At 61.2% G+C, this 26,407-nt stretch carries 24 protein-coding genes and 1 tRNA gene; 2 read left to right on the top strand and 23 right to left on the bottom strand.

Annotated features, from left to right (window positions below):
* Positions 1-15: 15 nt before the first annotated feature.
* The 13 genes from MF6394_RS14560 to MF6394_RS14500 all read right to left on the bottom strand — a co-directional run bounded on the left by MF6394_RS14560 (position 16) and on the right by MF6394_RS14500 (position 14,154).
* Positions 16-2,409, bottom strand: a complete 2,394-nt coding sequence (locus MF6394_RS14560) for a TonB-dependent receptor plug domain-containing protein (RefSeq protein WP_078466968.1) — start codon at positions 2,407-2,409, stop codon at positions 16-18.
* 895 nt (positions 2,410-3,304) lie between these two features.
* Entirely contained in the window at positions 3,305-5,431 is a 2,127-nt protein-coding gene (gspD, locus tag MF6394_RS14555) for a type II secretion system secretin GspD (protein ID WP_078466930.1), read from the bottom strand.
* Positions 5,432-5,436: 5 nt separating this feature from the next.
* A complete protein-coding gene (locus MF6394_RS14550) occupies positions 5,437-5,937 on the bottom strand; it encodes a general secretion pathway protein GspN (RefSeq protein WP_047711279.1) in 501 nt (166 codons plus the stop codon).
* Positions 5,934-6,536 (bottom strand): type II secretion system protein GspM, encoded by a 603-nt coding sequence (gene gspM, locus MF6394_RS14545; RefSeq protein ID WP_047711280.1) that lies wholly within the window; start codon positions 6,534-6,536, stop codon positions 5,934-5,936. Before gspM ends, MF6394_RS14550 begins: the two co-directional genes overlap by 4 nt.
* Complete coding sequence (locus MF6394_RS14540; protein ID WP_078466929.1) at positions 6,511-7,503, bottom strand: PilN domain-containing protein; 993 nt, start codon at positions 7,501-7,503, stop codon at positions 6,511-6,513. Before MF6394_RS14540 ends, gspM begins: the two co-directional genes overlap by 26 nt.
* Positions 7,500-8,201, bottom strand: a complete 702-nt coding sequence (locus MF6394_RS14535; protein WP_047711282.1) for a hypothetical protein — start codon at positions 8,199-8,201, stop codon at positions 7,500-7,502. Before MF6394_RS14535 ends, MF6394_RS14540 begins: the two co-directional genes overlap by 4 nt.
* Positions 8,198-8,806, bottom strand: a complete 609-nt coding sequence (locus MF6394_RS14530) for a prepilin-type N-terminal cleavage/methylation domain-containing protein (protein ID WP_078466928.1) — start codon at positions 8,804-8,806, stop codon at positions 8,198-8,200. Before MF6394_RS14530 ends, MF6394_RS14535 begins: the two co-directional genes overlap by 4 nt.
* Positions 8,803-9,135 carry a type II secretion system protein gene (locus MF6394_RS14525; protein ID WP_069556981.1) on the bottom strand — a complete coding sequence of 111 codons (333 nt, stop codon included), beginning with the start codon at positions 9,133-9,135 and terminating at the stop codon, positions 8,803-8,805. Before MF6394_RS14525 ends, MF6394_RS14530 begins: the two co-directional genes overlap by 4 nt.
* Positions 9,132-9,557, bottom strand: a complete 426-nt coding sequence (locus MF6394_RS14520; RefSeq protein WP_078466927.1) for a type II secretion system protein — start codon at positions 9,555-9,557, stop codon at positions 9,132-9,134. The genes MF6394_RS14525 and MF6394_RS14520 overlap by 4 nt, the downstream gene beginning before the upstream one ends.
* Positions 9,558-9,564: 7 nt before the next feature.
* Positions 9,565-9,975, bottom strand: a complete 411-nt coding sequence (gene gspG, locus MF6394_RS14515; protein WP_019821138.1) for a type II secretion system major pseudopilin GspG — start codon at positions 9,973-9,975, stop codon at positions 9,565-9,567.
* Between the two features lie 20 nt (positions 9,976-9,995).
* On the bottom strand, positions 9,996-11,192 hold the full coding sequence (gene gspF, locus MF6394_RS14510; protein WP_078466926.1) for a type II secretion system inner membrane protein GspF: 1,197 nt from the start codon (positions 11,190-11,192) through the stop codon (positions 9,996-9,998).
* Complete coding sequence (locus MF6394_RS14505) at positions 11,189-12,886, bottom strand: GspE/PulE family protein (RefSeq protein ID WP_177345142.1); 1,698 nt, start codon at positions 12,884-12,886, stop codon at positions 11,189-11,191. The genes gspF and MF6394_RS14505 overlap by 4 nt, the downstream gene beginning before the upstream one ends.
* Before the next feature lie 227 nt (positions 12,887-13,113).
* Entirely contained in the window at positions 13,114-14,154 is a 1,041-nt protein-coding gene (locus MF6394_RS14500) for a LacI family DNA-binding transcriptional regulator (protein WP_078466924.1), read from the bottom strand.
* A 199-nt stretch (positions 14,155-14,353) separates the two neighbouring features.
* Here MF6394_RS14500 and MF6394_RS14495 point away from each other — a divergent pair, with 199 nt between their 5' ends.
* The gene (locus MF6394_RS14495; RefSeq protein WP_078466923.1) at positions 14,354-16,546 is read left to right on the top strand and encodes a TonB-dependent receptor; all 2,193 of its coding nucleotides are present in this window, start codon (positions 14,354-14,356) and stop codon (positions 16,544-16,546) included.
* A 1-nt stretch (position 16,547) separates the two neighbouring features.
* On the top strand, positions 16,548-17,879 hold the full coding sequence (locus MF6394_RS14490) for an LLM class flavin-dependent oxidoreductase (RefSeq protein WP_078466922.1): 1,332 nt from the start codon (positions 16,548-16,550) through the stop codon (positions 17,877-17,879).
* A 40-nt stretch (positions 17,880-17,919) separates the two neighbouring features.
* Here MF6394_RS14490 and aqpZ read toward each other — a convergent pair whose 3' ends face one another.
* The 10 genes from aqpZ to thrS all read right to left on the bottom strand — a co-directional run bounded on the left by aqpZ (position 17,920) and on the right by thrS (position 26,249).
* Positions 17,920-18,612, bottom strand: coding sequence for an aquaporin Z (aqpZ, locus tag MF6394_RS14485; RefSeq protein WP_078466921.1), 693 nt, complete (start codon positions 18,610-18,612; stop codon positions 17,920-17,922).
* Positions 18,613-18,794: 182 nt separating this feature from the next.
* Positions 18,795-18,871, bottom strand: a tRNA-Pro gene (locus MF6394_RS14480).
* 90 nt (positions 18,872-18,961) lie between these two features.
* The gene (locus MF6394_RS14475; RefSeq protein WP_003174972.1) at positions 18,962-19,318 is read right to left on the bottom strand and encodes a MerR family transcriptional regulator; all 357 of its coding nucleotides are present in this window, start codon (positions 19,316-19,318) and stop codon (positions 18,962-18,964) included.
* Positions 19,299-19,601, bottom strand: a complete 303-nt coding sequence (gene ihfA, locus MF6394_RS14470) for an integration host factor subunit alpha (protein ID WP_002553164.1) — start codon at positions 19,599-19,601, stop codon at positions 19,299-19,301. Before ihfA ends, MF6394_RS14475 begins: the two co-directional genes overlap by 20 nt.
* A gap of 3 nt (positions 19,602-19,604) precedes the next feature.
* The gene (gene pheT / locus MF6394_RS14465) at positions 19,605-21,983 is read right to left on the bottom strand and encodes a phenylalanine--tRNA ligase subunit beta (protein ID WP_078466920.1); all 2,379 of its coding nucleotides are present in this window, start codon (positions 21,981-21,983) and stop codon (positions 19,605-19,607) included.
* A gap of 26 nt (positions 21,984-22,009) precedes the next feature.
* On the bottom strand, positions 22,010-23,026 hold the full coding sequence (gene pheS / locus MF6394_RS14460; protein ID WP_003192486.1) for a phenylalanine--tRNA ligase subunit alpha: 1,017 nt from the start codon (positions 23,024-23,026) through the stop codon (positions 22,010-22,012).
* A 109-nt stretch (positions 23,027-23,135) separates the two neighbouring features.
* The gene (rplT, locus tag MF6394_RS14455) at positions 23,136-23,492 is read right to left on the bottom strand and encodes a 50S ribosomal protein L20 (RefSeq protein WP_003192488.1); all 357 of its coding nucleotides are present in this window, start codon (positions 23,490-23,492) and stop codon (positions 23,136-23,138) included.
* Positions 23,493-23,521: 29 nt separating this feature from the next.
* Complete coding sequence (gene rpmI / locus MF6394_RS14450; RefSeq protein ID WP_002553160.1) at positions 23,522-23,716, bottom strand: 50S ribosomal protein L35; 195 nt, start codon at positions 23,714-23,716, stop codon at positions 23,522-23,524.
* A 59-nt stretch (positions 23,717-23,775) separates the two neighbouring features.
* A complete protein-coding gene (gene infC, locus MF6394_RS14445) occupies positions 23,776-24,327 on the bottom strand; it encodes a translation initiation factor IF-3 (RefSeq protein WP_015884933.1) in 552 nt (183 codons plus the stop codon).
* Positions 24,327-26,249, bottom strand: coding sequence for a threonine--tRNA ligase (thrS, locus tag MF6394_RS14440; protein ID WP_078466919.1), 1,923 nt, complete (start codon positions 26,247-26,249; stop codon positions 24,327-24,329). The genes infC and thrS overlap by 1 nt, the downstream gene beginning before the upstream one ends.
* Between the last annotated feature and the right edge of the window lie 158 nt (positions 26,250-26,407).

Here is a 26,407-nt window from a genome sequence, read left to right as displayed (position 1 = left end):
TTTTCCTCGCAGGCCTCAGAAGGCGTAAGTCAGCCGGGTGTAGTAATACCCGCCGGTAAAACCGTAGGGCGAATAGGTGCCGTAGCTGGCAACCATGGTGCTGCTCGGCACCCCTTGTTTCTTGGGATAGAGGTCGAACAGGTTCTTGGCGCCGATGGCGATGTTCAGGTCTTTGGTGAGGCTGTAGCCAAGGTCGAGGTCGGTGATCCAGCGGGCGTTGTAGACCCGGTCCAGGTCACGATTGGCCGATGAGTTCACTTCCTTGTACGAGCCGTAGCGGGTCAGGGCCAGGTTGAGATTGAAGCGTTCGATGCGCCAGTCACCGCCCAGGATCAGCTTGGTGTTGGGTTGCACGCCGGTGATCAGGTTGCGCGCCTGGCGGTCCATCAGGTCGTAGGAGGTGCCGAGGATGTCGGTAGATGCCCTGTAGTTGAGGATGTTGGTCTGGTTCCAGTTGAACGCTGCGGTCCACTTCAGCGCGCCGAACGCGCCCAGGTCCTGGTTGTAGCTGCTGACCAAGTCCAGGCCTTTGGTGCGAGTGTCGGCACCGTTGATAAAGTACTGGCCGCCGGAGGTGGAGTTGATGCCGTTGTTCTGCAGCACCTGGGTGACTTCCGGGCCCAGCAAGGTGCCGGTAAGGGTAATGCGGTCACGCAGGTTGATCACGTAGGCATCGGCGGTGAAACTCAGGCGGTCGGTGGGTGTGAGCGTGAAACCGAGGCTGAAGTTGGTAGAGCGCTCGGGCTTGAGCTCCTGCGCGCCTAGTGCCTGGGCCGCCGCCGAACCCACCGGCAGCACGCCATAGTTGATCGACTGATACACCCCATCGACGACGCCATAGGTGGTGGAGCGCGCACTGAACAGGCTGTTGGCCAGGGACGGCGCACGAAAGCCATTGCTCACCGTGGCGCGCACTGCGAACTGCGGGGTGAAGTCGTAGCGGGTGGTCAGCTTGCCGCTGCGGGTGGCGCCCACGCCCTCGTTGTAATGCTCATAACGCACCGCTGTGCCGACGTACCAGTTAGGCAAGGGGTTGAAACCCACGTCCACATAACCGGCCAGGCTGTTGCGCGAGGCGCTGCTTTCTTCGTCCGGTGAAATACCATTGGTGACCTGCGCCCCGGACGATGCGCAGTTACCCGGCGCCACGCAGTAACCGCCATTGGCATAGGACGCGTAATCACCGGCTTGCACCTCGTAGGTGTCGCGCCGATGCTCGAAGCCGTAGGACAGGTCCAAGGGCTTTTGCAGTCCGATGTCGAAGCCACGCTTGAAGTCCAGGTTGGTGGTCAGCTCGGTGGAAATCCAGGTGCCGGAGGTGAAGCTGTTCGGGGTGGCTTGGCCCAGGGAAGGGTTCTGGTTATGGGTGGTGCCCTGCTCCGCTTCGTTGCGCCCATAGGTGGTAGACAAGTCCCAGTCCCACTCGCCCACAATGCCCTTGCCACCGAACGCCGCCTGGAAGTCGTCCTCGTCGATGTACCAGGTGGGGGTGTACCCGGCCGGGTAACCGTTGGGCCCGCTAGTGATGGTGTTGGTGATGGTCGGCAGGCGGAAGTTCTGCCCCTGCTCGGCCTTGCGTCGCGAGTAGGTGGTGAAGGAATAGAGGCTGAGGCTGTCGTCGATCGGCAACTCGGCGTTGTAGCCCAGGGTCAGCAGGTTGGTCTTGGGCGTACCGTAGCCGCCATAGGTGGACTTGCCCGCCAGGCCATAGGCTTGCTCATAGGTGTAGCCGTTGGCGCTGGCCTTGTTGTCATCGTTCTGGCTGCGCGCATCCAGGGCCAGTTGCACGATGCCGCCGTTGCCGATTTCGAAGCCCTTGTTGAGGCTTTGCTGCACGGTCTGTTTCTTGCCGTCGTAGCCAAGGCCGGCGTGGGTCACCGAGGTACCGCGGGTGTCGGCCTTGAGGATCACGTTGATCACCCCTGCGATGGCGTCAGACCCGTATTGGGCAGCCGCACCATCGCGCAGCACTTCGACATGGTCGATGGCGCTGATGGGGATCAGGTCCAGATCAGCCGGCGCCGCGCCGGTGTTAATGCCGTTGATATTCAAGGTGGCACTGGTGTGGCGGCGCTTGCCGTTGACCAGCACCAACACTTCGGCGGCGCTCAAACCCCGCAGGTTCGGTGCCCGGGCAATGCCGCTGGCGTCCCAACCGGTTTTTTCCGGCAGGGTCAGCGACGGGATCACCGCGCTCAACGCCTCCATCAACCCGGGCTTGCCGGTGTTTTGCAATTGCCGGGCGCTGACCACGTCAATCGGCACCGGGCTGCTGGTGACCGTACGCTGCTCGGCGCCACGGTTGCCGGTCACAACGACCGTAGACAAAGTGCTGTCTTCCTGGGCCTGCGAAGCTGCGGCGAACAGCGACAGGGTCAGGGCAGCAGTAGGTTGCAGAATGTGCTTCATATCCATTCCCAGCTTTTTCCAAATCGCAAAGTCGAGCAGGCACGCGCCAGGCGCGGCGGGGCCGATGTTCAAAGGGGCGATACGGCGTGGGCTAGGTGTGGGGCAAGCGAGGGGTTTGAAGTGGCAACATGCGTTGAGCTCCCGTCCAACGACTCTGCGGCGGCGGGAGGATTACCCGGTCAGGCGCGCAGAATCTGAATCACGCTGGGTACCATCCGAGGTCAGGGGTAGGCTGTTGGGATCAAACATAACGGAATGGATTTTAAAAATATAATGCTATTTGGGCATAAGCTAATATTCTCTACTTTCATTATTTTTAAAAATAATTATTCATAAAAATGATTTTTAATCTGAGCGCGCAAAACGCTAAAAATGTGGGAGGGGGCGTACTACCGATGACCGTGGGCCAGTCAAAATACATTCACTGACACGCCCCCACCGCAACGGTAACTACGATGCGAAGCGAGCCGCTCTTGATCTTGATCTGCTTGTGATCTTGATCTCAGGCGCCCCGTTAAACCACGCTGGCCGGAATTCGACAGGGATTTGGGGGGTAAACCGGCAGGGATGCCGGTTTAGCCGCCCCGCGCCATGGATGGCGCGTGGCGGCGGCCCCCCAAATCACTGGCGAATTACGGGCACACCGAGCCCAAGCGAGGTGCCGAGTGGTGGGGCAAGAGCGTTTTGCTTACTTTGCCGCTTTTGCAAAGTGAGCCGCCGTCAGGGCGGAAACCTAAGTGGCCGTGACCGCAGGAATGGATATGTACCCGGTATAACTGCGTCGCCTGTTAGGCCGTCATCGCAGGCAAGCCAGCTCCCACATTTTTGATCGCGGGCTGTCAGGCCACCATCGGGAGCGAGCCCCCTCCCACATTGGTACTCGGTGCAGCCAGGATCACTGAGCCGGCCGCAACAGCTGCATCTGCTGGCGATAATCATCCGTCACCTGCCGCGCCTGGCTGCTGCTGGTAATCACCCTCGGCGTAATCAGCACAATCAGCTCCGTGCGGTCCTTGGACTTGCCGGTATTGCCAAACAACCAGCGCAACCCCGGAATCTTCCCCAGGTAAGGCACGGCACTGACACGCTCCGCGTTGTCCTGCTTGATCAACCCACCGAGCAACACTGTCTGGCCACTCTGAACCGCCACCTGGGTCGACACCGAGCGCGTGGAGATGCGTGGGTTCACCGGCGTCTCACTGCTCCCCGTCGGGTTCTGAGCATCACTGACCTGTTGCTGAATATCCATGTACACCAGCCCACCCGGATTGATGCGCGGCACCACATCCAGAATCACCCCCGTCTGCACATATTCGACACTGCTCAAGGTGGTGTCGGCGTCGCCGGTATTGACGGTGGTCTGGCTGATGGGAATGTTGTCCCCCACCTGGATCTGCGCCGGCTGGTTGTTCATCACCACCAGCGATGGCGCCGACAGCACCTGGGTGCGGCCGTTGGTTTCCAGGGCATGCAGGGCCACTTGCAGGTTGGAGCTGACGAAGGAATAGAACAACGAGTCCGCCGCCCCCAGCCCTGCCCCGCCACCGCCCAGGGCGCCTTGACTGCCGGAGGCGTTGGCCACCGTGGTGCTGGTGGAATTACCGGCCAGGCGGCCCAGGTACCACTGCACGCCCAGGTCCAGTTCGCCGGTGAGCTTAACCTCCAGGATGCGAGTTTCGATCTGCACTTGCAGCGGTGGGTTGTCGAGGCGTTTGATCGCCGCTTCGATCTCTTTCCACTGCGCCGGGCGGGTGCGCACCAGCAGTTGGTTGCTGCTCTTTTGCGCGGTGATGCGCGTGCCCGCTTCGAGGTCGCTGGTGGGCGATGCAGGGGTGATTTCGGCAGGCTCGGCTTCAGGTTCTTCGGCTGCGGGCACGGGCGCGTTGGCCTGCAAACCGGCGCTGGTGGACGAGGACAAGGTGGTGGTACGCAAGCCCGGCGCTACCTTCGCCGGGGCGTCATCCTTGATCGCGCCGTTGCCGTAGATCTGCCGCAGGTACTTGGCGAGGTCGGCGGCCTTCATATTGCGCACGTCGTACACATACATCTGCGGCTCGTTGCCGCCGCCCTCGTCGATGGTGCGGATCCAGTCGCCCACTTCGCTGAGGTACTGGGGCTGGGAAGAAATCGCCACCACCGAGTTGGTGCGCTCCACCGGCAAGAACCGCAGCATGCCGGCCAGGGGTGTGCCACTGTCCGTGCCGAACATGGCTTGCAGCTCGGGCATCAGCTCGGCTACCGAGGCGCGTTGCAGGCCAAACACCGCCACCGACATACCCTTGAGCCAGTCCACATCGAAGGTGTCGATCGTGTCCTGGTAGTTGGCCAGTTCTTCAGGCGTGCCGGCCAGGCTCAGCACATTGCGCGCCGGGTCCACCAACAAAAAAGCGTTTTCACGGGCGAAGGGTTTGAGCAGTTTCTGCATCTCGGTGGCCGAGATATAGCGCAGTGAAAACAGACGTGCCGAGAGGCCGCTGGCCGGTTGCGCCACGCGCATCTGCGGCACCAACTTGCCCGCCACTGCCTGGTTAGCCGGCAGGACCACATAGCGGTTGCCCTGTTTGATCATGGCGTTGTCGGTCCAGGACAGCAGGGTTTCGAGAATCGACAGCGCTTGCTGTTTGTCCACCGGTTTGGAAGTGGAGAAGCTGACAGTACCTTTCACGCCCTCGGCGATGCTGTAGTTCTCGTGCAGCAGGTCGCCCATCACACTGTTGATCACGGCCTCGATGGGCTGGCCGGCGAAGTTGAACACGATGTCGCCGCCCTGCTCCGGCACGTTTACAGGCGCCTTGGGCTGGCGCACGAACGCTTGATTGCCGCGAATCAACTGGCGCTGTGGCGGGGCCTGGGTGGCAGGTGGAGGGCTTTGGGCCACAGGCGTCTGAAGCGGCGGGCGTTGCGCGCCGGTGCCCTGCAGGGCCTCGTGCAGCAGCTCGTCGTCCGGGTCGAGGGTGTCGGGCAAAGAGCCACAGCCGCCCAGGGAGACGGCGGTAGCCAGGCAAAACAGCGAAGTGCGCATATCGATCAAGGGAGAGACTCGCGGGGATGTGAGATCAGGGGTAGCCGCTTACCGTAGAGGCTCAGGGTCTGGGTGCGCCCGTCCAGGGCAAAACGGGCGTATTGCGGGGTCAGGTGTTCCAGGCGCCAGCCGTTGGGCAACGCCTGGCCCAAGCGCACCGTGAGCGTGGGGCCACCGGCTTGCTTGAGCATGGCCATTTGCAGGTTGCCGGTGATCAGGATGCCGCTGAGGGTCAGGTTGGCCAGGCTCGCCACCTGGGTTTTACCCACCTCCCGGTCTGGGCGGCGATCCGGGCTGAACAGCGGCGTTTGCCAAGTGCCAGCAAGGTCTTGCAACGCCGGCGTGGGCGCGGCCTGCACCTGGAACGAGGGCGGCGCATGCACCGGCGCATCGGGTAACCACCGCGGGGCATCGCCGATGCTGCTGAGGATCATCGCCATCAACAACCCCAAAAGCGCGGCCACGCCGAGCCAACCCCATTCCAGAGGACGCAAGGGGCCGATCATGGTGCCACCCGCGCCGGTTGCAGGTAGCCGCGTACCAGCAGTTGCACCGCCAGCTTGCCTGCCCCGCCATTGGCCGGCGCCAGTTTGTCACGACGAATATGCAGCTCATCGACGAACAGAAAAGGCGGCTGATATTCCAGCCCATGCAGGATCGCGGTCAGCGGTTCGATGGCGCAATTGAGCGTGAGGCTGACCTTGACCTGACGATAGGGCTCGCTGTCGTCCTGTTCAGGCGTGATCGGCTTGCGCTGGGTGAGGTTGCAGCCGCCGCCGAGGTTGGCGTGGCTGTTGATCAGGTCGGCAAGACGCTGCATCAGGTCGGCGGCGACCACGTCCGGGTCGTCCCCCGGCAACAGGCTGGCGCTGCTGGCCGGGTCTTGCTGTGCTTGCGCCAGTTGTTTGCGCAACGCATCGCCCTGGCGTATGACGCTGGCATAGCGCTGCTGCTGTTCACGCAACTGTTCGGCCTGTTCACCCATGGCCCGCAGCGGGCCGGCGAACCAGCTGTCGATCAACAGCCAATAGGCCGCGCCGAGCACCAAAGCCAGGGTCAACAAGGCGGCGCCGCGGCGTTCACGGGGTGTGAGGGGTCGGCGCATCGGCGGCCTCCTGGCGTAAGTGGGCACGCAAGGCAAACTGGTCCTTGCCGGTGCGTGCGTCGGGTTGGATCACCCCTTCGAACTGTGCGTTGTCCAAGCGCTGGCAGCCTTTGATGCGGCTGATCAGGCCACTGGCCTTGGCGCTCTGGCCGGAGAAACTCACCTCGCCGTCCTTGACGTCCAATTGGTCGAGCCAGGTGTCGGCGGGCAGGCAACTGGTCAAGTCATTCAGCAGCGCGGCCAGGGGTGGTTGCGCCCGTTTACGCTGGGACAGGTACTGCGCCGCACCACGGGTATTGAGCAGTTGCTGGCGCAGGGCGTGCACCTGGGCGACCTCGGCTTTTTGCTGTTGGACAGTGGCGCGCATGCTGTCGAGTACCCGCTGGCGGTCGTTGAGCCACAACAGCATCGCCGCGATCAGCAACGCGCCGCACAACCACGGCAGGCTGCGCTGCAATTGCTTGCCGGCGGAACGCGAACGCGGGCGTAACGGCGCGGGCAGCAGATCAATACCCAAGCCCGCCACATCCACGCGGTGCGGGTACAGGCCGAGGGCAGCGCAGTCGGTGAGAATCTGGTCCAGGCGCTCGCGCAGGATCGCCACCACCCTCACCTCCAGGTGGCCAGGTGTGCGCCGCTCCTGACGGGCGACGAAGTAGAGCTGCTCGGCGTCAAACGGGGTGTAGCGGTCCAGTTCATAGCCAACTACTTCCATGAGGTTACGTGCAGCGGCCAGAGGCAGTTGCACGCTTTGCTGCAACACCGCGTCGGGGGCAAGCATCAGCACCTGGCGCGCATTGCCTGGCACCACCGGCGCCGTCAGCGGCCAGTGATGAACCTGCTCAGGCGGCTCCTGGAACGCCAGCCACTTCGGCACACAGCCGCGTAACTCCGTGAGCCACAAGCGCCAGCCTTGTTGCAGCAGGCTGGCGCGCCAATAGCGGGCAATCGGTTCGAGTTGAATCATTCTTGCCACCGCACCACCCGATAGGGCTGTGCGCTGTCCTCCGCAGGGCTCAATAAAAGGGTGAGTCGCAGGCGTGCCTGATAGCCGCCGGGGCGCTCGGCGCGGCTGTCGATTTCCACCACCTGGCCGGGGTCGACGCCCTCGGCGTCCTGGCGTGGCAGGTTCAACGCCTTGCGCATCAGGGGGCTTGCGAATGCCGGAGCAGGCCGGTCGAGGTCGCTCCACAAGGTGATTTCAGGCAGCAATTGGCTGTAGAGCGCCTGGGTCATGCCGGGGAGTTGACGCACCTCTTCCAGCACCCGAAACGGCGCCAGGCCCTGTTGGCGGCGCGTCTCAAGGGCCTTGGCCAACTGCTGAGCCTGGGCCGCTGTAGCACCGCAGGCCAGGGCCAGGCGCGTGACGTCTTGGAGAGCGGCGTTGACCAGGTACAGCTTGCCGCGCTCACTGCGCACACTGACCTGTAAGCGGGCGTCGTCGAAGGTCAGCGCAATAGAACGCCCGTCCGCCACCCACTGCCCTTGCGCCATGACCTGTGCGATTCCGGCCTGGGCGGCCAACAGTGTCTGGGTGTGCTGGCGCAGCCACAGCGCCTGGCGACTTTGCAGCTGCACCCACCCGGCCAGTCCACCCAGCAATACGCTGAGCAAGGCCAGCACCCACAGCACCAGCAACAGGGCCGCACCGCGTTGGCGCTTCATTCTTCGCTGCTCGCGCTGGACAGGTTCAGGCGCAACGCAACCACCTGAGTAACCCACGGCACCGGCCCGTTGACGGCGGCGTCGATGCGCACCGCTGTGGGCAAGCGCCGGGGCCAGGGCCACGGGCTCAACCAGTCGGTGGGTTGGCCCAGTGGCGATATACCGCGATAACTGAACTGCAGGGCCTCGACGTTATGCAAAAGCACCTGCGGCTCATCGCGCTGCGCGTTGGCGTGGGAGGCCCTCTGCGAAAAAGCCACCTGCAGATCCTGCCCGACCCGTTGCAGGGTAAAGCGCTGGATCCCCCCGCCCAATACACCGGGCAAGGTCGCTACAAACTGCAGCCGCTCCGGCGTGCCGATCAAGAAACCCTCGGCCTGGCTGTCGTCGTCAGTGAGTTTTAACGGCAGCGCCTCGCTGATTGAGGTGCGCAAAAACTGTTGGGCAGCGCGCATTTCATCCAGGCTGGCAGTGTAGGCCTGAGCCTTGGCCACCGCCCGATTGGCCCCCAGCAACGCTGCGCTCACCAGCAGCAACAACACCGACAGCAAGCTGAGTACCACGAGCACTTCCAGCAACGTGAAGCCCTGCTCACGGCGCTTCACAGGCGTGCCTTCAAGGTGCTGAAGTGCGCCTGATGCGCGCCTTCACGCACGTTAAGGTCGAGACGAAACAGGTGCGGCTGTTGGCGGGTACTGGTCAATTGCCAATGGATGCCGTCAAGTTCGCCTTGGCGGGTTCCTTCAATCAGCGGGCCGGCAGCTTCCTGGTCCAGTAGCGTAAGCGCCGCATGGGTGAGGCGGTCGCTGTGGGCCACCTGGGACAAGGAGCGAGCGCTCTGGCCGAAGGCAACCAGCAACACGCTGCTGCACACCGCCATCAACGTCAGGGCGGCGAGCATTTCCAGCAAGGTGAAACCGGCCTGGCGCTTCATGGCAGCGCCTTGGACTGCACACTGCCGGTGAGCCAGCCGATGTCGATGCGCCAACGCCGGCTACCGTTGGCCAGCAGCAGGTTACCGCCGGTGGAACTGCCGTCGGGATAGAACACCACGGCGGCCCCGGCCTGCTCGGCACTGTGCAAGGTCACCTGCACCTGAGCCGGCCACCGCTGTGACGCACGCCCTGGCGCCTGGAACGTGCGGCCCTGGAGGTCGAATTGAGTGTGCGCCGTCTGGCCGCTGACGATCGCGCTCGCCCGCGTGGCGCGCAGGGCCTCGACCATCTGCGCCACCACCCGGCGCTCCATGGCCACCTGCAGCCCTTGCCGTACACCCAGCCCCAACAACCCAGCCGCAATGCCGATCAATAGAATGACCACCAGCATCTCCAGCAGGGTAAAGCCTCGCTGGGCCACGGGCGGGTTATTCCCAGTTGCCCAGATCGGCACTGTAGCCCTCGCCGCCGGGTTGGCCGTCCTGGCCGTAGAAGATCAGGTCGAAGGCGCCGTGCTCACCGGGGAAGCGATAGCCAAACCCATGGCCGAACGGGTCTTTCAGCTCCGAAGGCTTGGCGTAGGGGCCGGCCCAGTTGGACGCACTGGCGGGCTTGTCGAGCAGTTGTTGCAGGTTGTTGGGCGGCGCGCCCACGTCCAGGGCGTAGCTGTCGATCTTCATGCTCAAACTGGCCAGTTGCGCCTTGCCTGCGCCGTACTTGCCCTTGTCCACATTGCCACCGACCTGGCGCACCACAATGGTCGCGACAATGCCCAGCAGCACGATCACCGCCAGCATTTCCAAAAGAGTGAAGCCGCCTTGGCGGTGTCGGGTTTTCATCGGTTCTGCTCCTTGAAAGTTCATATATGACTGGTGAGGCTCATCAGCGGCAGCATGATCGCCAGCATGATCACCGCCACCAGCACCGCCATGACCACGGTCAGGGTCGGCACCAGTGCAGCGAGCAAGCGTTCGATGGCGCGCTTGGCCTCGACGTCGAAGATGTCGGCGACCTTGAGCAGCATGCTGTCCAGTTCACCGGCCTGTTCGCCGACTTCGATCATGTGCAGCGCCAGCTCCGGTAGCAGCGGCTGGCGACCGAACGCATCGGCCAGGGTGCCGCCGCCCTTGACCCGTTGCGCCGCCAGCGCCACTTGCGCCTGGAGCGCACGGTTGCTGCAAACCTGCCGGGCGATCACCAGCGCGGGCAGCAGCGCCACGCCATTGCTCAGCAACGTGCCGAGGGTGCGGGCCAGGCGGGCGGCTTGCACCCGTTGCAACAGCGGGCCGATCACGCGGATGCCCAGCAGGTGACGGTCGTAACGCTCACCGCGCAGGGGGTCCCGTAGGCGCGCCGCCAGGACCCATCCACTGATCGACAACCCGGCCAGCACCACCAGGCCGTAGGCGCCGAGGAACTCGCCGAGCCCCAGGATCACCTGGGTGATCAGTGGAATCGGTACGCCAAGGTCCTGAAAAATCGGCACGAATTGCGGCACCACATAAGCCAGTAACAACGCCAGGGAACCCAGTACACCCACCACCAGGAAGGTCGGGTAGATCAGCGCATTGATCACCTCGCCGCGCAGCAACTGGCTGCGCTCCAGGTAGTCGCTGAGCTGGCGCAGGGTGCCTTCCAGCGCCCCGCCGGCTTCACCGGCGCGCACCATGCTCAGGTACAGCGGGGAAAACGTGCCGCCCTCCTCCTCCAGCGCCGCCGACAGCGGTTTGCCAGCCTTGACCTGGTCGCGGATACGCTCGATCAAGGCCCGCACCTGGGGATGACGGGCTTGCTTGAGCAACAGGTTTAAAGCGCGCTCGAGGGGCTGGCCGGCGCCCAGTAGCGTGGCCAATTGCTGGGTAAAACTCACCAGCGCTGCGCCCTTCAACTGCCCGCGTGCCTGGCGCAACAAGGGGCCGCTGGCCGTTTCGATGTGCAGTAGCAACCACCCGCGCTGATGCAAGACGGCGACAGCGGCCGCCTGGTCAATGGCCTGCAACGTGCCGTTCTGGGCCACGCCCTGGCTGTCCAGGGCGCGGAACTTGAACAGGCTCACGCGTCGTCACCACGGGTGACGCGCAGCACTTCTTCCAGGGACGTGACACCGGCAAGGGCCTGGCGCAAACCGTCTTCATACAAGGTGCGCAAACCGGCGCGGCGGGCGGCGTGTTCGAGGCTGGCGGCGTCGGCGTGGCCCATCAGCAGGCCACGCAACTCGTCGTTCATTACCAACAATTCAGTGAGGGCGCTGCGACCGTGATAAGCGCCGCGGTAAAGCAGGATCGGACGCTGCTCGGTCAGGCGATCCAGGCCGTGCTCCTGGATCAATTCCGGCGGGGCCTGGAAAGCCACCCGCGTGCCAGGGTCCAGGCGGCGCACCAGGCGCTGGGCGAGGATACCGCTGACCGTGGAGGCAATCAGGTAGCTTTCCACGCCCATGTCCAGCAAGCGCGTGATGCTCGCCGCGGCGCTGTTGGTGTGCAGGGTTGAGAGCACCAAGTGACCCGTGAGGGAGGACTGCACGGCGATACGGCAGGTTTCCAGGTCGCGGATTTCGCCGATCATGATCACGTCCGGGTCCTGGCGCACGATGGCGCGCAGCGCTCCGGCAAAGTCCAGGCCGATGGCCGGCTTGACCTGGATCTGGTTAATCCCTTCAAGCTGATATTCCACCGGGTCTTCCACGGTGATGATCTTGCGTTCAGCGGTATTGAGCTGCGACAACGCGGTGTAGAGCGTGGTGGTTTTGCCCGAGCCCGTAGGCCCGGTGACCAACAGGATGCCGTAGGGCCGCGCCAACAGGTCCAGAAAGGCCGCCAGGCGTGGGCCATCAAAGCCCAGGCTGGGGAAGTTGAATTGCACGGTTTGCCGGTCCAACAGGCGCATCACCACCGACTCGCCAAAGCTGGTGGGCACCGTGGACACCCGCAGATCCAGCGCCTTGCCCTGAATACGCAGCATGATGCGCCCGTCCTGGGGCAGGCGCCGTTCGGCAATGTCCAGGCGCGCCATGATCTTCACCCGCGAGATCACCGCCGCCGACGAACTGGCCGGCGGCGCTTCGGCGTCGTGTAACACACCGTCGATGCGGTAGCGCACCTTGAGTTGGTTTTCGAAGGGTTCGATATGGATATCCGAAGCGCGCTGTTCCACCGCGCGCTGCAGGATCAGGTTGACCAAGCGAATCACCGGTGCTTCGGAAGCCATGTCCTTGAGGTGTTCGATATCTTCCAGGGCGCCCCCCTGCTCATCGAGGTTTTCGATCAGGCTGCCCATGGCGGAACGGCCCTGGCCGTAATAGCGCTCGATCAGCGTGTCGACTTCAGTACGCGAACCGATGGCCAGCCACACCGGCACCTCACAGGCGTATGCCAGGGCCTGGAACGGATACCACTGCGCCGGGTTGGCGGCTAGCACACGTAACCCACCCTGCTGCCAACCCATGGGCACTATCTGGTAGTGACGCATGAAGCGCTCGGTGAGCACGGGAAGCGGGTCGAGCAACGGCGGCGCCGCGTCGGCCAGCAGCAGTGGCGCATTCAGCAAATCGGCCCAGGCGCGAGCCAGTTCGATTTCAGACACCAAGCCCAAGCGCGTGAGTAAACCGAGCAGGTCGCCAGGCTCGGTGGATAAACGCTGGGCGCGTTCCAGATCAGCGGTTTTGAGCCCGGCATGCTGCATCAGCCACGCGCACACCTGGTCGGTGTGCGGGATCTGCATCTTGCAAGCATCGATGGGCGCTGACGACATCATTGAGGAATATCTAACGTTGCGAAAAGTATGGCTATTTAGAACTACCGAACAATGCCATTAGTTCGCCATAGCCCAGGCAGGCGTTAGCCGGGTGTATCGACTGGAAGTTATAGCCCTAGTTCCGGATGAGGGGGTAATTAAATACAAAACATTACCAAATGCACTGATTTAGAGCGTTAGCAGCCAATAGCCACTAGTTGCACTTAGCCATAACGGCGGGTCATTCAGGTGCTCTCTCTTTCAATTAACTGACAATACAAAAGATTCAAGCGCTTAACTTCCGCATCGGTGGCTAATACACCCAGACTTTGCAGAACGCGTGTGGCAGCGAGTACACCAATCTCCAACGCGGGTGGCTGGAGGGTGCTGAGGCTGGGCAGCAACATGGGGGCAAACGGGTAGTCGCCGAATCCCAATACGGCGCAGTCCTGGGGGATGCTCAGCCCGGCGCGTTGACCGGCCAGCAAACCGCCAGCGGCGAGGTTGTCATTGGCGAAGAAAATCGCGTCAGGCGTGATCGCCTGCCCCATCAGCGCTTCCATGGCCTGCTTGCCGGCGTCGAAGGGGGCGCGGTCGGCGTCCGGCACAAAGACCCAGGGCTGCACACCCAACTCGGAAAGGGTCGCGGTAAACCCATCGCGGCGCTCCAACGCACTGAAGTCGCCTACTGCGCTGTTCTGTACGAAGGCGATGCGCCGATAGCCCTTGCCATGCAAGTAGCGCGCGGCGCTGACGCCCACTTCGTAATGGGAAAAACCCACTTGCAACGGCGCGCGTTCCGGCACGTAGTCCCAGGTTTCGACGATCGGTATATCTGCCTCGGCGATCATCTTCTCGGTGCCTGGGCTGTGAAAGCGGCTGGTCAGCACCAGCGCTGCCGGCGACCAACCGAGAAAAGCGCGCACCGCGCTTTCCTCCTGCTCGACGCTGAAATAGCTGGAGGCCAGCAACAGCTGGTAGCCGTGACGACTGAGGGTGTCGCTGAAGCCCTGCAGCGTATTGGCAAAAATCGGTCCCGAGATATTCGGGATCACCATCGCAACGATTTTGCCGCGCGCGGAGGCCAATCCACCGGCCACCAGATTCGGCACATACCCCAACTGCGCAACTACCTCGGCGATACGTTCACGGCGCTCGGGCGAAACCTGTTCAGGTTGGTTGAAGTAACGCGACACGGTAATGGCCGACACCCCGGCCTGGCGCGCCACGGTGTTGAGGGTGACGCGGCCGGCGCCCCGGCGCTTGCGCGGTTTGTGTTCGTCCACGGCACAATCCTCAAAAAGGAATATAAAACTAATTTTTTAGTATTTGACGCTCTAAACGGTCGCCTTCAATAATCCAGATGTTAGCGCTAACAAAGCGCACTGTCTGCTACTCGCTCGAGCGAATGCCCAAGACATTTTCACAGGCGCTGACGGTCGCAGAACCGCAGCGGACCAGGGTATTTTTTCGAGCGGGCACAGCATGCATAACTTTCCACGGCACACCCCTTTGTTGCTTCTGGCAGGCCTTTGCGCCTTGCCCGTCTGCGGCGCTGTTGCGGCTGACGCGCAGGAACCCACGCTTCAATCCGTGACAGTCACCGCCACCCGCCGCGAAGAATCGCTGCAAAAAGTCCCGGTGGCCGTCTCGGTGCTCGAGGGCGAGCAACTGGAGCGTGACAATCGCAACGGGGTGGCGAGCATCGCGCAGCAGGTGCCATCGCTGAACTTTCGCACCGGCGCTTCGAACAAGGACACGTCACTGTTCGTGCGTGGCGTGGGCACCATTTCTACCTCGCCGGGCGTTGAGCCAACGGTGGCCACGGTGATTGACGGCGTGGTCTATGCGCGCCCCGGCCAGGCCACGCTCGACCTGTTGGACTTGGAGCGCATCGAGGTGCTGCGTGGCCCGCAAGGCACGCTGTTCGGCAAGAACGCGTCGGCCGGTGTGCTGAATATCACCAGTAAGGCGCCGACTGCCCAGACCCACGGCTTTATCGACCAGTCGTTCTACAGCGGCAATGAAAGCCGCACGCGCTTCGGCATCGGCGGCAGCCTGGTGCCGGAGGTGCTCAAGGGTTCGGTCAGCACCTTGTTCGGCAGCTACGACGGTAACGTCGATAACCGCCACAATGGCCAAGAGGTTAACGGTTACAACCACAAGGGCATTCGCGGCAAGCTGGAATTCACGCCTAACGATGACGTGACACTGACCCTGATCGCCGACTACATGCAATCCCACGATGACGCACCCAATGGCGTGGTCAGCAAGTCCCTGAGCCCGGCGTTCAGCAGTGCCTTGAGGCCAGTGCGTGCCTCAAGTGACAACCGCGATATCAACACCGATACCCGCAGCCATGTGGAAGACACCAACAAGGGTTTGTCGGCGCAGCTGGACTGGAACCTGGGCGACTACACCCTCACCTCGATCACCGCCTGGCGTGGCTGGGACAACACTCAATATCAGGATGGCGACCGCTTGGGCACGGTCACTGCCGCGTTCCCCGGCACCGCCGACAAAGGCGAGCTGGCGTTCGACCAGTATTCCCAGGAGCTGCGCCTGGCCTCGCCCAAAGGTGAGTTCCTGGAGTACGTCGGCGGCCTGTTCTACATGCATGGCAAGGATGAAGAAACCTACCAGCGCACCCTCACCACCACGACGCGTGTCGACCGTGGCATTGCCGACTACAACACCACCAGCGACAGCTACGCGGCGTTCGGCGAGACCACGCTCAACTTCACCTCGCGCTTTCGCGGCATCGCCGGTTTGCGTTACACCCATGACGACTTGAAGTACGACCATCGCCGCGTGTCCACCTCTGCCACTGCCGTCAGCGGCATTCAACCGGCGACGTCGAGTTCTGGTTCGGTAGACGAGGACGGTTGGTCCGGGCGGCTGGGCGTGCAGTACGACATCAGCGACACCGTGACCAGCTACCTCACCTACTCGCGCGGCTACAAAGGCCCGGCCTATAACGTGTTCTTCAACATGCAGCCGCGCGACACCGACGCGCTCAAGCCGGAGACTTCCAATACCTGGGAAGCCGGAATCAAGGCCACTGCCTGGAACAACCGCCTGACCACCAACCTGGCGGTGTTCCACAGTGACTACGACAACTACCAAGCCAACTTTTTCGACACCGTCGCCGGCCAAGTCGTGACACGCCTGATCAACGCTGGCAGCGTCAGCACCGAAGGCGTCGAGCTCGATTACGCCCTGCAAGCCACCCAGCAACTCAAGCTGTCCGGCGCCCTGGCCTATACCCGGGCGCGCATCGATCAGTTCGCGTGCCCGCCAGGCGCAGCGGCAACCTGCGACGTCAATGGCAAGCCACTGCCGTTCAGCCCGGACTGGAAAAGCTACGTGCGCGCCGACTACAGCATCCCCTTGGATAACGGCCTGGATATCGAACTGGGCACTGACTACAGCTGGCAGAGCGAAGTGCAGTACGACATCAGCCAGAATCTGGACACCAAACAAGGCGCCTACGGCATCTGGAACGCCAGCGTGGCCCTGGCCGATTACACCAACGGCTGGCGCGTGGCGCTGTTGGCGAAGAACCTCGCCGACAAATCCTACTCACCGCTGCTGGCCAGCGGCGGCAACTACATCTACCGCGCCGTGCCTCGTGACGATGAGCGTTACTTCGGCGTGCAACTGCGCAAGGATTTCTAGCATGAGCCGTCAACTCAAACTCGGCGCCTTCCTGATGGCTACGGGGCACCACGTGGCCGCCTGGCGCCACCCCGACGTACCGGCGAACGCTGGCCTGGACTTCGCCCAATACAAGCATTTGGCACGGGTGGCGGAAGCGGCGAAGTTCGACGCCCTGTTCGTGGCCGACAGCATTGCCGCGGGCACCGGCGAGGTCGCCAGCCAGATGGCGCGTTCAGATCATTTCGAGCCGCTCACCCTGCTCTCGGCGCTCAGTGCAGTGACCGAGCACATCGGCCTGATCGCGACCGCCACCACCAGCTACAACGAGCCCTACCATGTGGCGCGCAAATTTGCTTCGCTGGATCACCTGTCCGGTGGCCGTGCAGGCTGGAACCTGGTGACCTCGGATAACGCCGCCGAGGCGCTGAATTTCGGTCGCGACGAACACCTGGGGCATGCCGAACGCTACAGCCGCGCGCGGGAGTTTCATCAGGTGGTGACGGGATTGTGGGACAGCTGGGACGACGATGCTTTCGTGCGTGACAAGGCCAGCGGGCGCTATTACGAGCCAAGTAAACGCCATGTGCTGGACCATGTGGGCGAACATTTCCGGGTCAAAGGCCCTCTGAACGTGGCGCGCTCGCCCCAGGGCCAGCCAGTGATCGTTCAGGCCGGTTCCTCGGAAACCGGCCGTGAACTGGCCGCGCAGACCGCCGAAGTGGTGTTTACCGCGCAGACCTCACTGGCCGACGCGCAGGCCTTCTACAGCGACCTCAAAGCTCGCCTGGGCCAATACGAGCGCGAGGCCGATTCGCTGAAAATCATGCCGGGCGTGTTTGTGGTGGTGGGCCAAACCGAAGCCTTGGCCCAGGCCAAATTCGAAGCGTTCCAGGCGCTGGTCGAGCCCGAGGTGGGAGTGGCGTTGCTGGGGCGCATGCTGGGTAATTTCGACCTGTCCGGCTACCCGCTGGATGAGCCGCTGCCCGAGCTACCCTTGACCGACAGCGGACAGCGCAGCCGTCAGCAACTGCTGAGTGAACTGGCCCAACGCGAACAACTGACGCTGGCGCAACTGGGCCGACGCATTGCCGGTGGACGCGGTCATTACAACGTGATCGGCACACCGGTGCAGATCGCTGATGAGCTGCAGCGATGGTTTGAAGAAGGTGCGGCGGATGGCTTCAATATATTGGTACCGCACTTGCCGGGTGGGCTGGAGGATTTTGCCGGTTTGGTCGTTCCTGAGTTACAGCGGCGTGGTTTGTTTCGTCGCGAATACACCGGCACCACACTGCGCGAAAACCTTGGTTTGGTGCGCCCGGGCAACCGTTACAAGGCGGCTCGATCATGAAGAACACGGTCCGCTCGCCGAGCAAAGGTGGCCTGAGCGATTACTGTTTTGTCGCCAACACGAACCGGTGCACGAGCCCACCAAACACGCCACCGAGCAAAGGCACCACCCAGAACACCCACAACTGGGCCATCGCCCAATCGCCTTGAAACAGTGCCACGCCCGTACTGCGCGCCGGGTTAACCGATGTATTGCTCACCGGAATACTGATCAGGTGAATCAAGACCAACGCAAACCCGATGGCCAGCGGCGCAAAACCGGCCGGCGCCTTTTTATCGGTAACACCCAGGATGATCAGCAGGAAAAACGCCGTGAGTACAAACTCGGTGACCACCACTGACAGAAACGAGAAGCCACCCGGCGAGTGCTCGCCATAACCATTGGTGGCAAAACCCGCCGACACATCAAACCCGGCCTTGCCGCTGGCGATCAGGTACAACACCCCGGCCGCTGCAATCGCACCCAGAACCTGAGTGAGGATGTAGGGCACCACGTCCTTGCCATCAATACGCCCCGCGGCGAGCAAACCCAGAGTGACCGCCGGATTGAAATGACCGCCGGAAATGTGGCCGACGGCGTAGGCCATGGTTAATACCGTCAAGCCAAATGCCAACGCCACGCCTACAAAGCCGATGCCCAGCTCAGGGAAGGCGGCAGCCAGAACGGCACTGCCGCAACCGCCCAGTACCAGCCAGAATGTGCCGAAGAACTCGGCAGCTAGACGTTTTGTCATCAGGTAACTCCTTGAAGTTAGGTCAAAGAGTGGGAGCGTAACAACGGGTACTGGCGTTGGATGTGGGAAATTTCCTTGGTGCGTGATGATTATGAAAAATGGTGACGGATGCTGGGAAAGGCATTTAATCCGGACATGAAAAAGCCCAACCGTTACCGATTGGGCTAAATCATTGAAAAATATGGTCGGGACGGAGTGATTCGAACACTCGACCCCTAGCACCCCATGCTAGTGCGCTACCGGACTGCGCTACGCCCCGACTAGGCGTGTTACTGGGTTCGCTTCTTAACGAAGCGAACCGGAATATACCGCAAGCTTTTGAAATGTGGAAGTATTTTTAAAGCTTGAATCATTTTTTCAGCACCACCAGTACATCTTCCAATTCGGAGATCATCTGGCGGATCAGTTGCTTGTATTGGGTGGTGTCGTCTTTGGCTTCATCACCGGACATACGCTGGCGTGCGCCGCTGATGGTGAACCCCTGGTCGTACAGCAACGCGCGGATCTGTCGGATCATCAGCACGTCCTGGCGCTGATAATACCGACGGTTCCCGGTGCGTTTGACGGGGTTGAGTTGAGGAAACTCCTGCTCCCAATAGCGCAGCACGTGCGGTTTTACCGCACACAGCTCGCTGACTTCACCAATGGTGAAGTAGCGTTTGCCTGGGATGACGGGTAGCTCGTCGTTATGACTTGGTTCCAGCATAAGCCTCAACTCGGGCCTTCAACTTCTGCCCTGGACGAAAGGTGACCACACGGCGAGCCGTGATCGGGATTTCTTCTCCCGTTTTTGGATTGCGGCCAGGCCGCTGGCGTTTGTCTCGCAGGTCAAAATTGCCGAAACCGGACAATTTGACCTGTTCGTTGTCTTCCAGAGCGTGTCTGATCTCTTCAAAAAACAGCTCGACCAATTCCTTGGCCTCGCGCTTGTTCAGACCCAACTCTTCGTACAGACGTTCCGCCATCTCAGCTTTCGTCAAAGCCCCCATACGTCACTTCCTTAACGTGGCGTTCAACCTTTGTTCGAGCGAGGTGAGGATATTTTGCGTCGTGGTATTCACCTCATCGTCATTAAGAGTGCGCGATGGATGCTGCCAGGTCAAGCCAACTGCGAGGCTTTTTCTATGCGGATCAATGCCTTTACCCTGATAGACGTCAAATAGCCTGAGGTCTGTCAGCCATTCCCCTGCATTTTCACGGATTACATCCAGAACTGCAGTGGCAGCGACTTCACGGTCGGCAATCAGGGCCAGGTCGCGGCGCACTTCAGGGAAGCGCGACAACTCGCTGAATTTAGGCATCTTGCCCGACGCAACTTCAGCCAAGACTAGCTCAAACACGAAGACTGGACGGTCCAGACCCAAGGTTTTCGACAGTTCCGGGTGAATGGCGCCGACGAAGCCCACCAGGCGACCTTCACGCTCGATACGTGCAGTCTGGCCTGGGTGCAAGGCTGGGTGGCTGCCCGGTACAAACGTAAAGGCGTCCAGCGCACCGGCAAAGCCCAGCACCGCTTCCACGTCAGCCTTGACGTCGAAGAAGTCCACGACCTCACGGCCTTGCGCCCAGCCTTCCGGCAGACGGCTGCCGCAGACAACACCCGCCAGCATTGGCTCTTGCTTCAAGCCATCGAGCTGGCCGACGAAACGCAGGCCGCTTTCGAACAGGCGCACGCGGTCTTGCTGGCGGTTCAGGTTGTGGGAAAGTGCCTTCACCAGGCCCGGCCACAACGAGGAACGCATGGCGGCCATGTCGTTGGAGATCGGGTTGGCCAGCAGCAACGGCTCTACGCCAGGGTTGAACAGTTCGAACTGTTTTGGATCAATGAAGCTATAGGTCACTGCTTCCTGGTAACCACGGGCAACCAGCAAACGACGCAGTTCAGGCAGGTGCGCACGCGCTTCGGCCTTGGGTTGCGGTGCCAGGCGTGCTTGCGGATAGCGAACCGGCAGGCGGTTGTAGCCGTACAGGCGCGCCAGCTCTTCGATCAGGTCGACTTCCAGGCTGATGTCGAAGCGATGGCTAGGTACTGCAACCTGCCACTGCCCTTCCCCGCCCGCAGAAATACCCAGGCCAAGCGCGGACAGCAGTTGCTCGATTTCAGCCGGCTCGATGACCAGGCCAAGCATCTGCTCAACGCTTCTGGCACGCAAGGTGATCGGCGCAATCGACGGCAGGTACTGTTCGCTGACGGTTTCGGTGATCGGGCCGGCTTCGCCACCGGTGATTTCCAGCAGCAGGCCGGTGGCGCGCTCCATGGCTTCACGGGCGAGTTTCCAATCCACACCACGCTCGTAGCGGTGCGACGCATCGGTGTGCAGACCGTAGGAACGGGCCTTGCCAGCGATCGCGATCTGGTCGAAGAACGCGCTTTCAAGGAACACGTCACGAGTGGTCGCGGATACACCGCTGTGCTCGCCACCCATCACGCCGGCAATTGCCAGGGCGCGAGCGTGGTCGGCGATCACCAAGGTGTCGGCACGCAGGCTGACTTCCTGGCCATCGAGCAGCACCAGCTTTTCGCCCTCTTCGGCCATACGCACGCGGATGCCGCCGTTGATTTCGGCGAGATCAAACGCGTGCAACGGCTGGCCCAGTTCGAGCATCACGTAGTTGGTGATGTCGACGGCGGCGTCGATGCTGCGCACGTCGGCACGACGCAGGCGCTCGACCATCCACAGCGGAGTTGGCTTGGACAGGTCGACGTTACGGATCACACGCCCCAGGTAACGCGGGCAAGCGTTGGGCGCCAATACTTCAATCGAGCGGACTTCGTCGTGTACCGCCGGCACGGCAGCAACCACTGGACGGGTGACAGGCGCGTTGTACAGCGCACCCACTTCACGGGCCAGGCCAGCCAGGGACAGGCAGTCGCCGCGGTTGGGGGTCAGGTCGACCTCGATGCTGGCGTCTTCCAGTTCCAGGTAAGCACGAATGTCCTGACCCACTGGCGCGTCGGCCGGCAGCTCCATCAGGCCATCATTGCCCTCACCTACTTGCAGCTCGGCCTGGGAGCACAGCATGCCGTTGGATTCAACGCCACGCAGCTTGGCCTTCTTGATCTTGAAGTCGCCCGGCAACTGGGCGCCGATCATGGCGAACGGGATCTTCAGGCCCGGGCGCACGTTAGGCGCTCCGCACACGACCTGAAAGGTTTCCGAACCGTTGCTGACCTGGCACACACGCAATTTGTCGGCATCCGGGTGCTGCTCGGTGCTCAACACCTCGCCCACCACCACGCCACTGAAAACACCGGCGGCCGGCGTAACGCTATCGACCTCAAGACCGGCCATCGACAGACGAGCAACCAGCTCGTCGCGATCTACCTGCGGGCTTACCCAGCCACGCAGCCATTGTTCACTGAATTTCATCCTGCTCTCCTAAAGATTCGTTACGACTAGCGAAATTGCGCGAGGAACCGCAAGTCGTTGTCGAAGAACAGACGCAAGTCGTTCACGCCGTAACGCAGCATGGCCAGACGCTCAACGCCCATGCCGAAGGCAAAGCCCGAGAACTCTTCCGGGTCGATCCCGGACATGCGCAGCACGTTGGGGTGAACCATGCCGCAGCCCATTACTTCCAGCCAGCCGGTCTGCTTGCACACACGGCAGCCTTTACCGCTGCACATCACGCATTCCATGTCGACTTCGGCGGATGGCTCGGTGAACGGGAAGAACGAAGGACGGAAACGTACCGCCAACTCTTTTTCGAAGAACACCCGCAGGAACTCTTCGATGGTGCCTTTGAGGTCGGCGAAATTGATATCGCGATCAACCAGCAGGCCTTCGACCTGGTGGAACATCGGCGAATGGGTGATATCCGAGTCGCTACGGTACACACGGCCTGGGCAGACAATGCGGATCGGCGGCTTGTTCGCTTCCATGGTGCGGACCTGTACCGGCGAGGTATGGGTGCGCAGCAGCATGTTGGCGTTGAAATAGAAGGTGTCGTGCATCGACCGGGCCGGGTGATGGCCTGGGATGTTGAGCGCCTCGAAGTTGTGGTAGTCGTCTTCGACCTCAGGGCCTTCGGCAATGCCGTAGCCGATGTGGGTGAAGAACTGTTCGATACGTTCCAGAGTCCGGGTGATCGGATGCAGACCGCCCGAGGCCTGGCCACGACCAGGCAAGGTCACGTCAATGGACTCGGCGGCGAGCTTGGCCGCAAGGTCGGCCTCCTCGAGCGACGCCTTGCGCGCATTGAGAACCTCTGTGACACGCTCCTTGGCGACGTTGATCAGCGCACCGACTTGCGGACGCTCTTCAGCAGGCAGATTTCCCAGGGTCTTCATCACCTGAGTCAATTCACCTTTCTTGCCAAGGTAGTGAACCCGGATTTGCTCCAGGGCATTTACATCTTCAGCGCTTTGCACAGCCTCAAGGGCTTGGGCGACGAGCGCGTCCAGGTTTTCCATGTACAGACTCCAGATACAAAATAGGGGAAGAGCTTGAAGGCTCTTCCCCTATTTATGACGTTTACCACCTTGGGCCACAGGAGTAGCCCAGGGTGACTGTCGGGGGTACTTAAGCCAAGGAGGCTTTAGCTTTCTCGACAATCGCAGCAAACACCGCTTTTTCGTTCACGGCCAGTTCAGCCAGAACCTTACGGTCGATTTCGATGGACGCTTTTTTCAGGCCAGCGATGAAACGGCTGTAGGACAGACCGTTAACACGTGCACCAGCGTTGATACGAGCGATCCACAGAGCGCGGAACTGACGTTTTTTCTGACGACGGTCGCGGTAGGCGTATTGGCCTGCCTTGATTACCGCTTGCTTGGCAACACGGAATACGCGTGAACGCGCGCCGTAGTAGCCTTTAGCAAGTTTCAGAATTTTTTTGTGACGCTTACGGGCCATGACGCCACGCTTTACACGAGCCATGAGTTACTTCCTCTATTCTTGAACCAAAATTAACGAAGGCGCAGCATGCGCTCGACTTTTGCCACGTCAGACGGATGCAGCAAGCTGCTACCGCGCAGTTGACGCTTACGCTTGGTCGACATTTTGGTCAGGATGTGGCTCTTGAAAGCGTGCTTGTGCTTGATGCCGTTAGCAGTTTTCAGAAACCGCTTAGCAGCACCACTTTTAGTTTTCATCTTTGGCATGTTCGGTACTCCGCATTCAGTTGATAAACATAATCAGAAGGCCTGCCGTGCCCTGTTGATTACTTCTTCTTTTTCGGGGCGATGACCATAATAAGCTGGCGTCCTTCCATCTTAGGATGCTGTTCGACCGAACCGTACTCGAGCAGGTCAGCTTCAACCCGCTTGAGGAGTTCCATCCCCAGCTCCTGGTGGGCCATCTCACGGCCGCGGAATCGCAAGGATACCTTGGCCCTGTCCCCATCACTCAGGAAACGTACCAGGTTGCGCAGTTTTACCTGGTAATCCCCTTCCTCCGTCCCTGGACGAAACTTGATTTCTTTTACTTGAATCTGCTTCTGGTTCTTCTTCGCTGCGGCAACCTGCTTCTTCTTTTCGAAGATCGATTTGCCGTAGTCCATCACCCGACAAACAGGTGGGATTGCATCGGCGGAGATTTCCACCAGGTCCAGCTTGGACTCTTCTGCAATACGAAGCGCTTCATCAATCGAGACGATGCCAATCTGCTCGCCATCAGCGCCAATTAACCGAACCTCGCGTGCCGAGATATTCTCGTTGATCGGGGCTTTCGGTGCAGCTCGTTTATCTTGTCTCATTTCACGCTTAATAATAATTACTCCGAATCTGGGCGACCACGCCGGGAAACCGCTTGCGCGAGGAACTCAGCGAACTGGGCGACGGGCATCGAGCCCAGGTCAGCACCTTCACGAGTACGCACAGCGACAGTCTGCATCTCGACTTCCCGATCTCCGATAACCAAGAGATAGGGAACCTTGAGCAAGGTATGCTCGCGGATTTTAAAGCCGATCTTTTCATTTCTCAAGTCGGACTTGGCACGAAACCCGCTTTCGTTGAGAGTTTTTTCAACTTCAGCGGCAAAATCTGCCTGTTTATCAGTGATATTCATGATCACTGCCTGGGTCGGAGCCAGCCACGCAGGGAACGCGCCCTCGTAGTGCTCGATCAGGATACCGACGAACCGTTCGAACGAGCCGAGGATCGCCCGGTGCAGCATAACCGGGTGTTTACGGCTGTTGTCTTCGGAGACGTATTCGGCTCCCAGACGGATCGGCAGGTTAAAATCGAGCTGCAGGGTACCACACTGCCAGACACGGCCAAGGCAATCTTTGAGCGAAAACTCGATCTTCGGACCGTAGAAGGCGCCCTCACCCGGCTGCAGATCGTATGCAAGGCCCGCACTGTCGAGCGCTGCCGCCAGTGCCGCTTCGGCGCGATCCCACAGCTCGTCGGAACCGACACGCTTTTCCGGACGAGTGGACAGCTTCATCTCGACTTCGGTAAAGCCGAAATCGCGATAAACGTCCATGGTCAGCTTGATGAACGCTGCGGACTCGGCCTGCATCTGCTCTTCGGTGCAGAAGATGTGGGCATCGTCCTGGGTGAAACCACGCACGCGCATGATGCCGTGCAGCGCACCGGATGGCTCGTTACGGTGGCAGGCACCAAACTCGGCCAGGCGCATCGGCAACTCGCGGTAGCTCTTCAGGCCCTGGTTGAAGACCTGCACGTGGCACGGGCAGTTCATCGGCTTGATGGCGTAGTCGCGGTTTTCCGACTGGGTGGTGAACATGTTGTCGGCATAGTTGGCCCAGTGCCCGGATTTCTCCCACAGGCTGCGATCAACCACCTGTGGAGTCTTGATCTCCAGGTAGCCGTTTTCGCGCTGCACCTTGCGCATGTACTGCTCAAGCACTTGGTACAAGGTCCAGCCATTCGGGTGCCAAAACACCATGCCCGGCGCTTCTTCCTGAAGGTGGAACAGGTTCAGGCGCTTGCCGATCTTGCGATGGTCGCGTTTTTCGGCTTCTTCGATGCGCTGGATATAGGCGGCCAGCTGCTTCTTGTCAGCCCAGGCCGTGCCGTAGATCCGTTGCAGTTGTTCGTTCTTCGCATCACCGCGCCAGTAGGCACCGGACAGCTTGGTCAGCTTGAACGACTTGAGAAAGCGCGTGTTCGGCACGTGCGGGCCACGGCACATGTCGACATATTCTTCGTGGTAGTACAGGCCCATGGCCTGCTCGTCCGGCATGTCTTCCACCAGGCGCAGCTTGTAGTCCTCGCCACGCGCGGTAAACACGTCGATCACTTCGGCACGCGGGGTGACTTTCTTGATGACGTCGTAATCTTTTTCGATCAGCGCGTGCATGCGCTGATCGATGGCCGCCAAGTCGTCCGGAGTAAAAGGACGCTCATAGGCGATGTCGTAATAGAAGCCTTCTTCAATGACCGGGCCGATCACCATCTTGGCGGTTGGGTACAGTTGCTTGACCGCATGGCCAATCAAGTGCGCGCAAGAGTGGCGAATGATCTCCAGCCCCTCCTGATCCTTGGGCGTGATGATTTGCAGGCTGGCGTCGCTGGTGATCAGGTCGCTGGCGTCAACCAGCTTGCCGTCGACCTTGCCGGCCACGGTGGCCTTGGCCAGGCCTGCACCAATGGATGCGGCGACCTCGGCTACGGAAACCGGATGATCGAATGAACGTTGACTGCCGTCGGGAAGAGTAATAGTTGGCATGGCGCCTCCTCTCCTAGTGGTGACCCCTACCAAAGGTCACGTGGGTTGGGATGAGCCAGTACAAGATCCAACACTAGGCCGTTCAATGCTGAACGCCTGCCTTACAGCGGCAGGAGCCTTTCGGCCAACCGATAATCGAACCAGAGTGACTGGAGTGA

Source organism: Pseudomonas sp. MF6394 (assembly GCF_002018845.1).
Lineage (GTDB): Bacteria > Pseudomonadota > Gammaproteobacteria > Pseudomonadales > Pseudomonadaceae > Aquipseudomonas > Aquipseudomonas lactis.
Note: the sequence above shows the minus strand (reverse complement) of the source record. Positions and strands in the feature narration are given on the sequence as shown.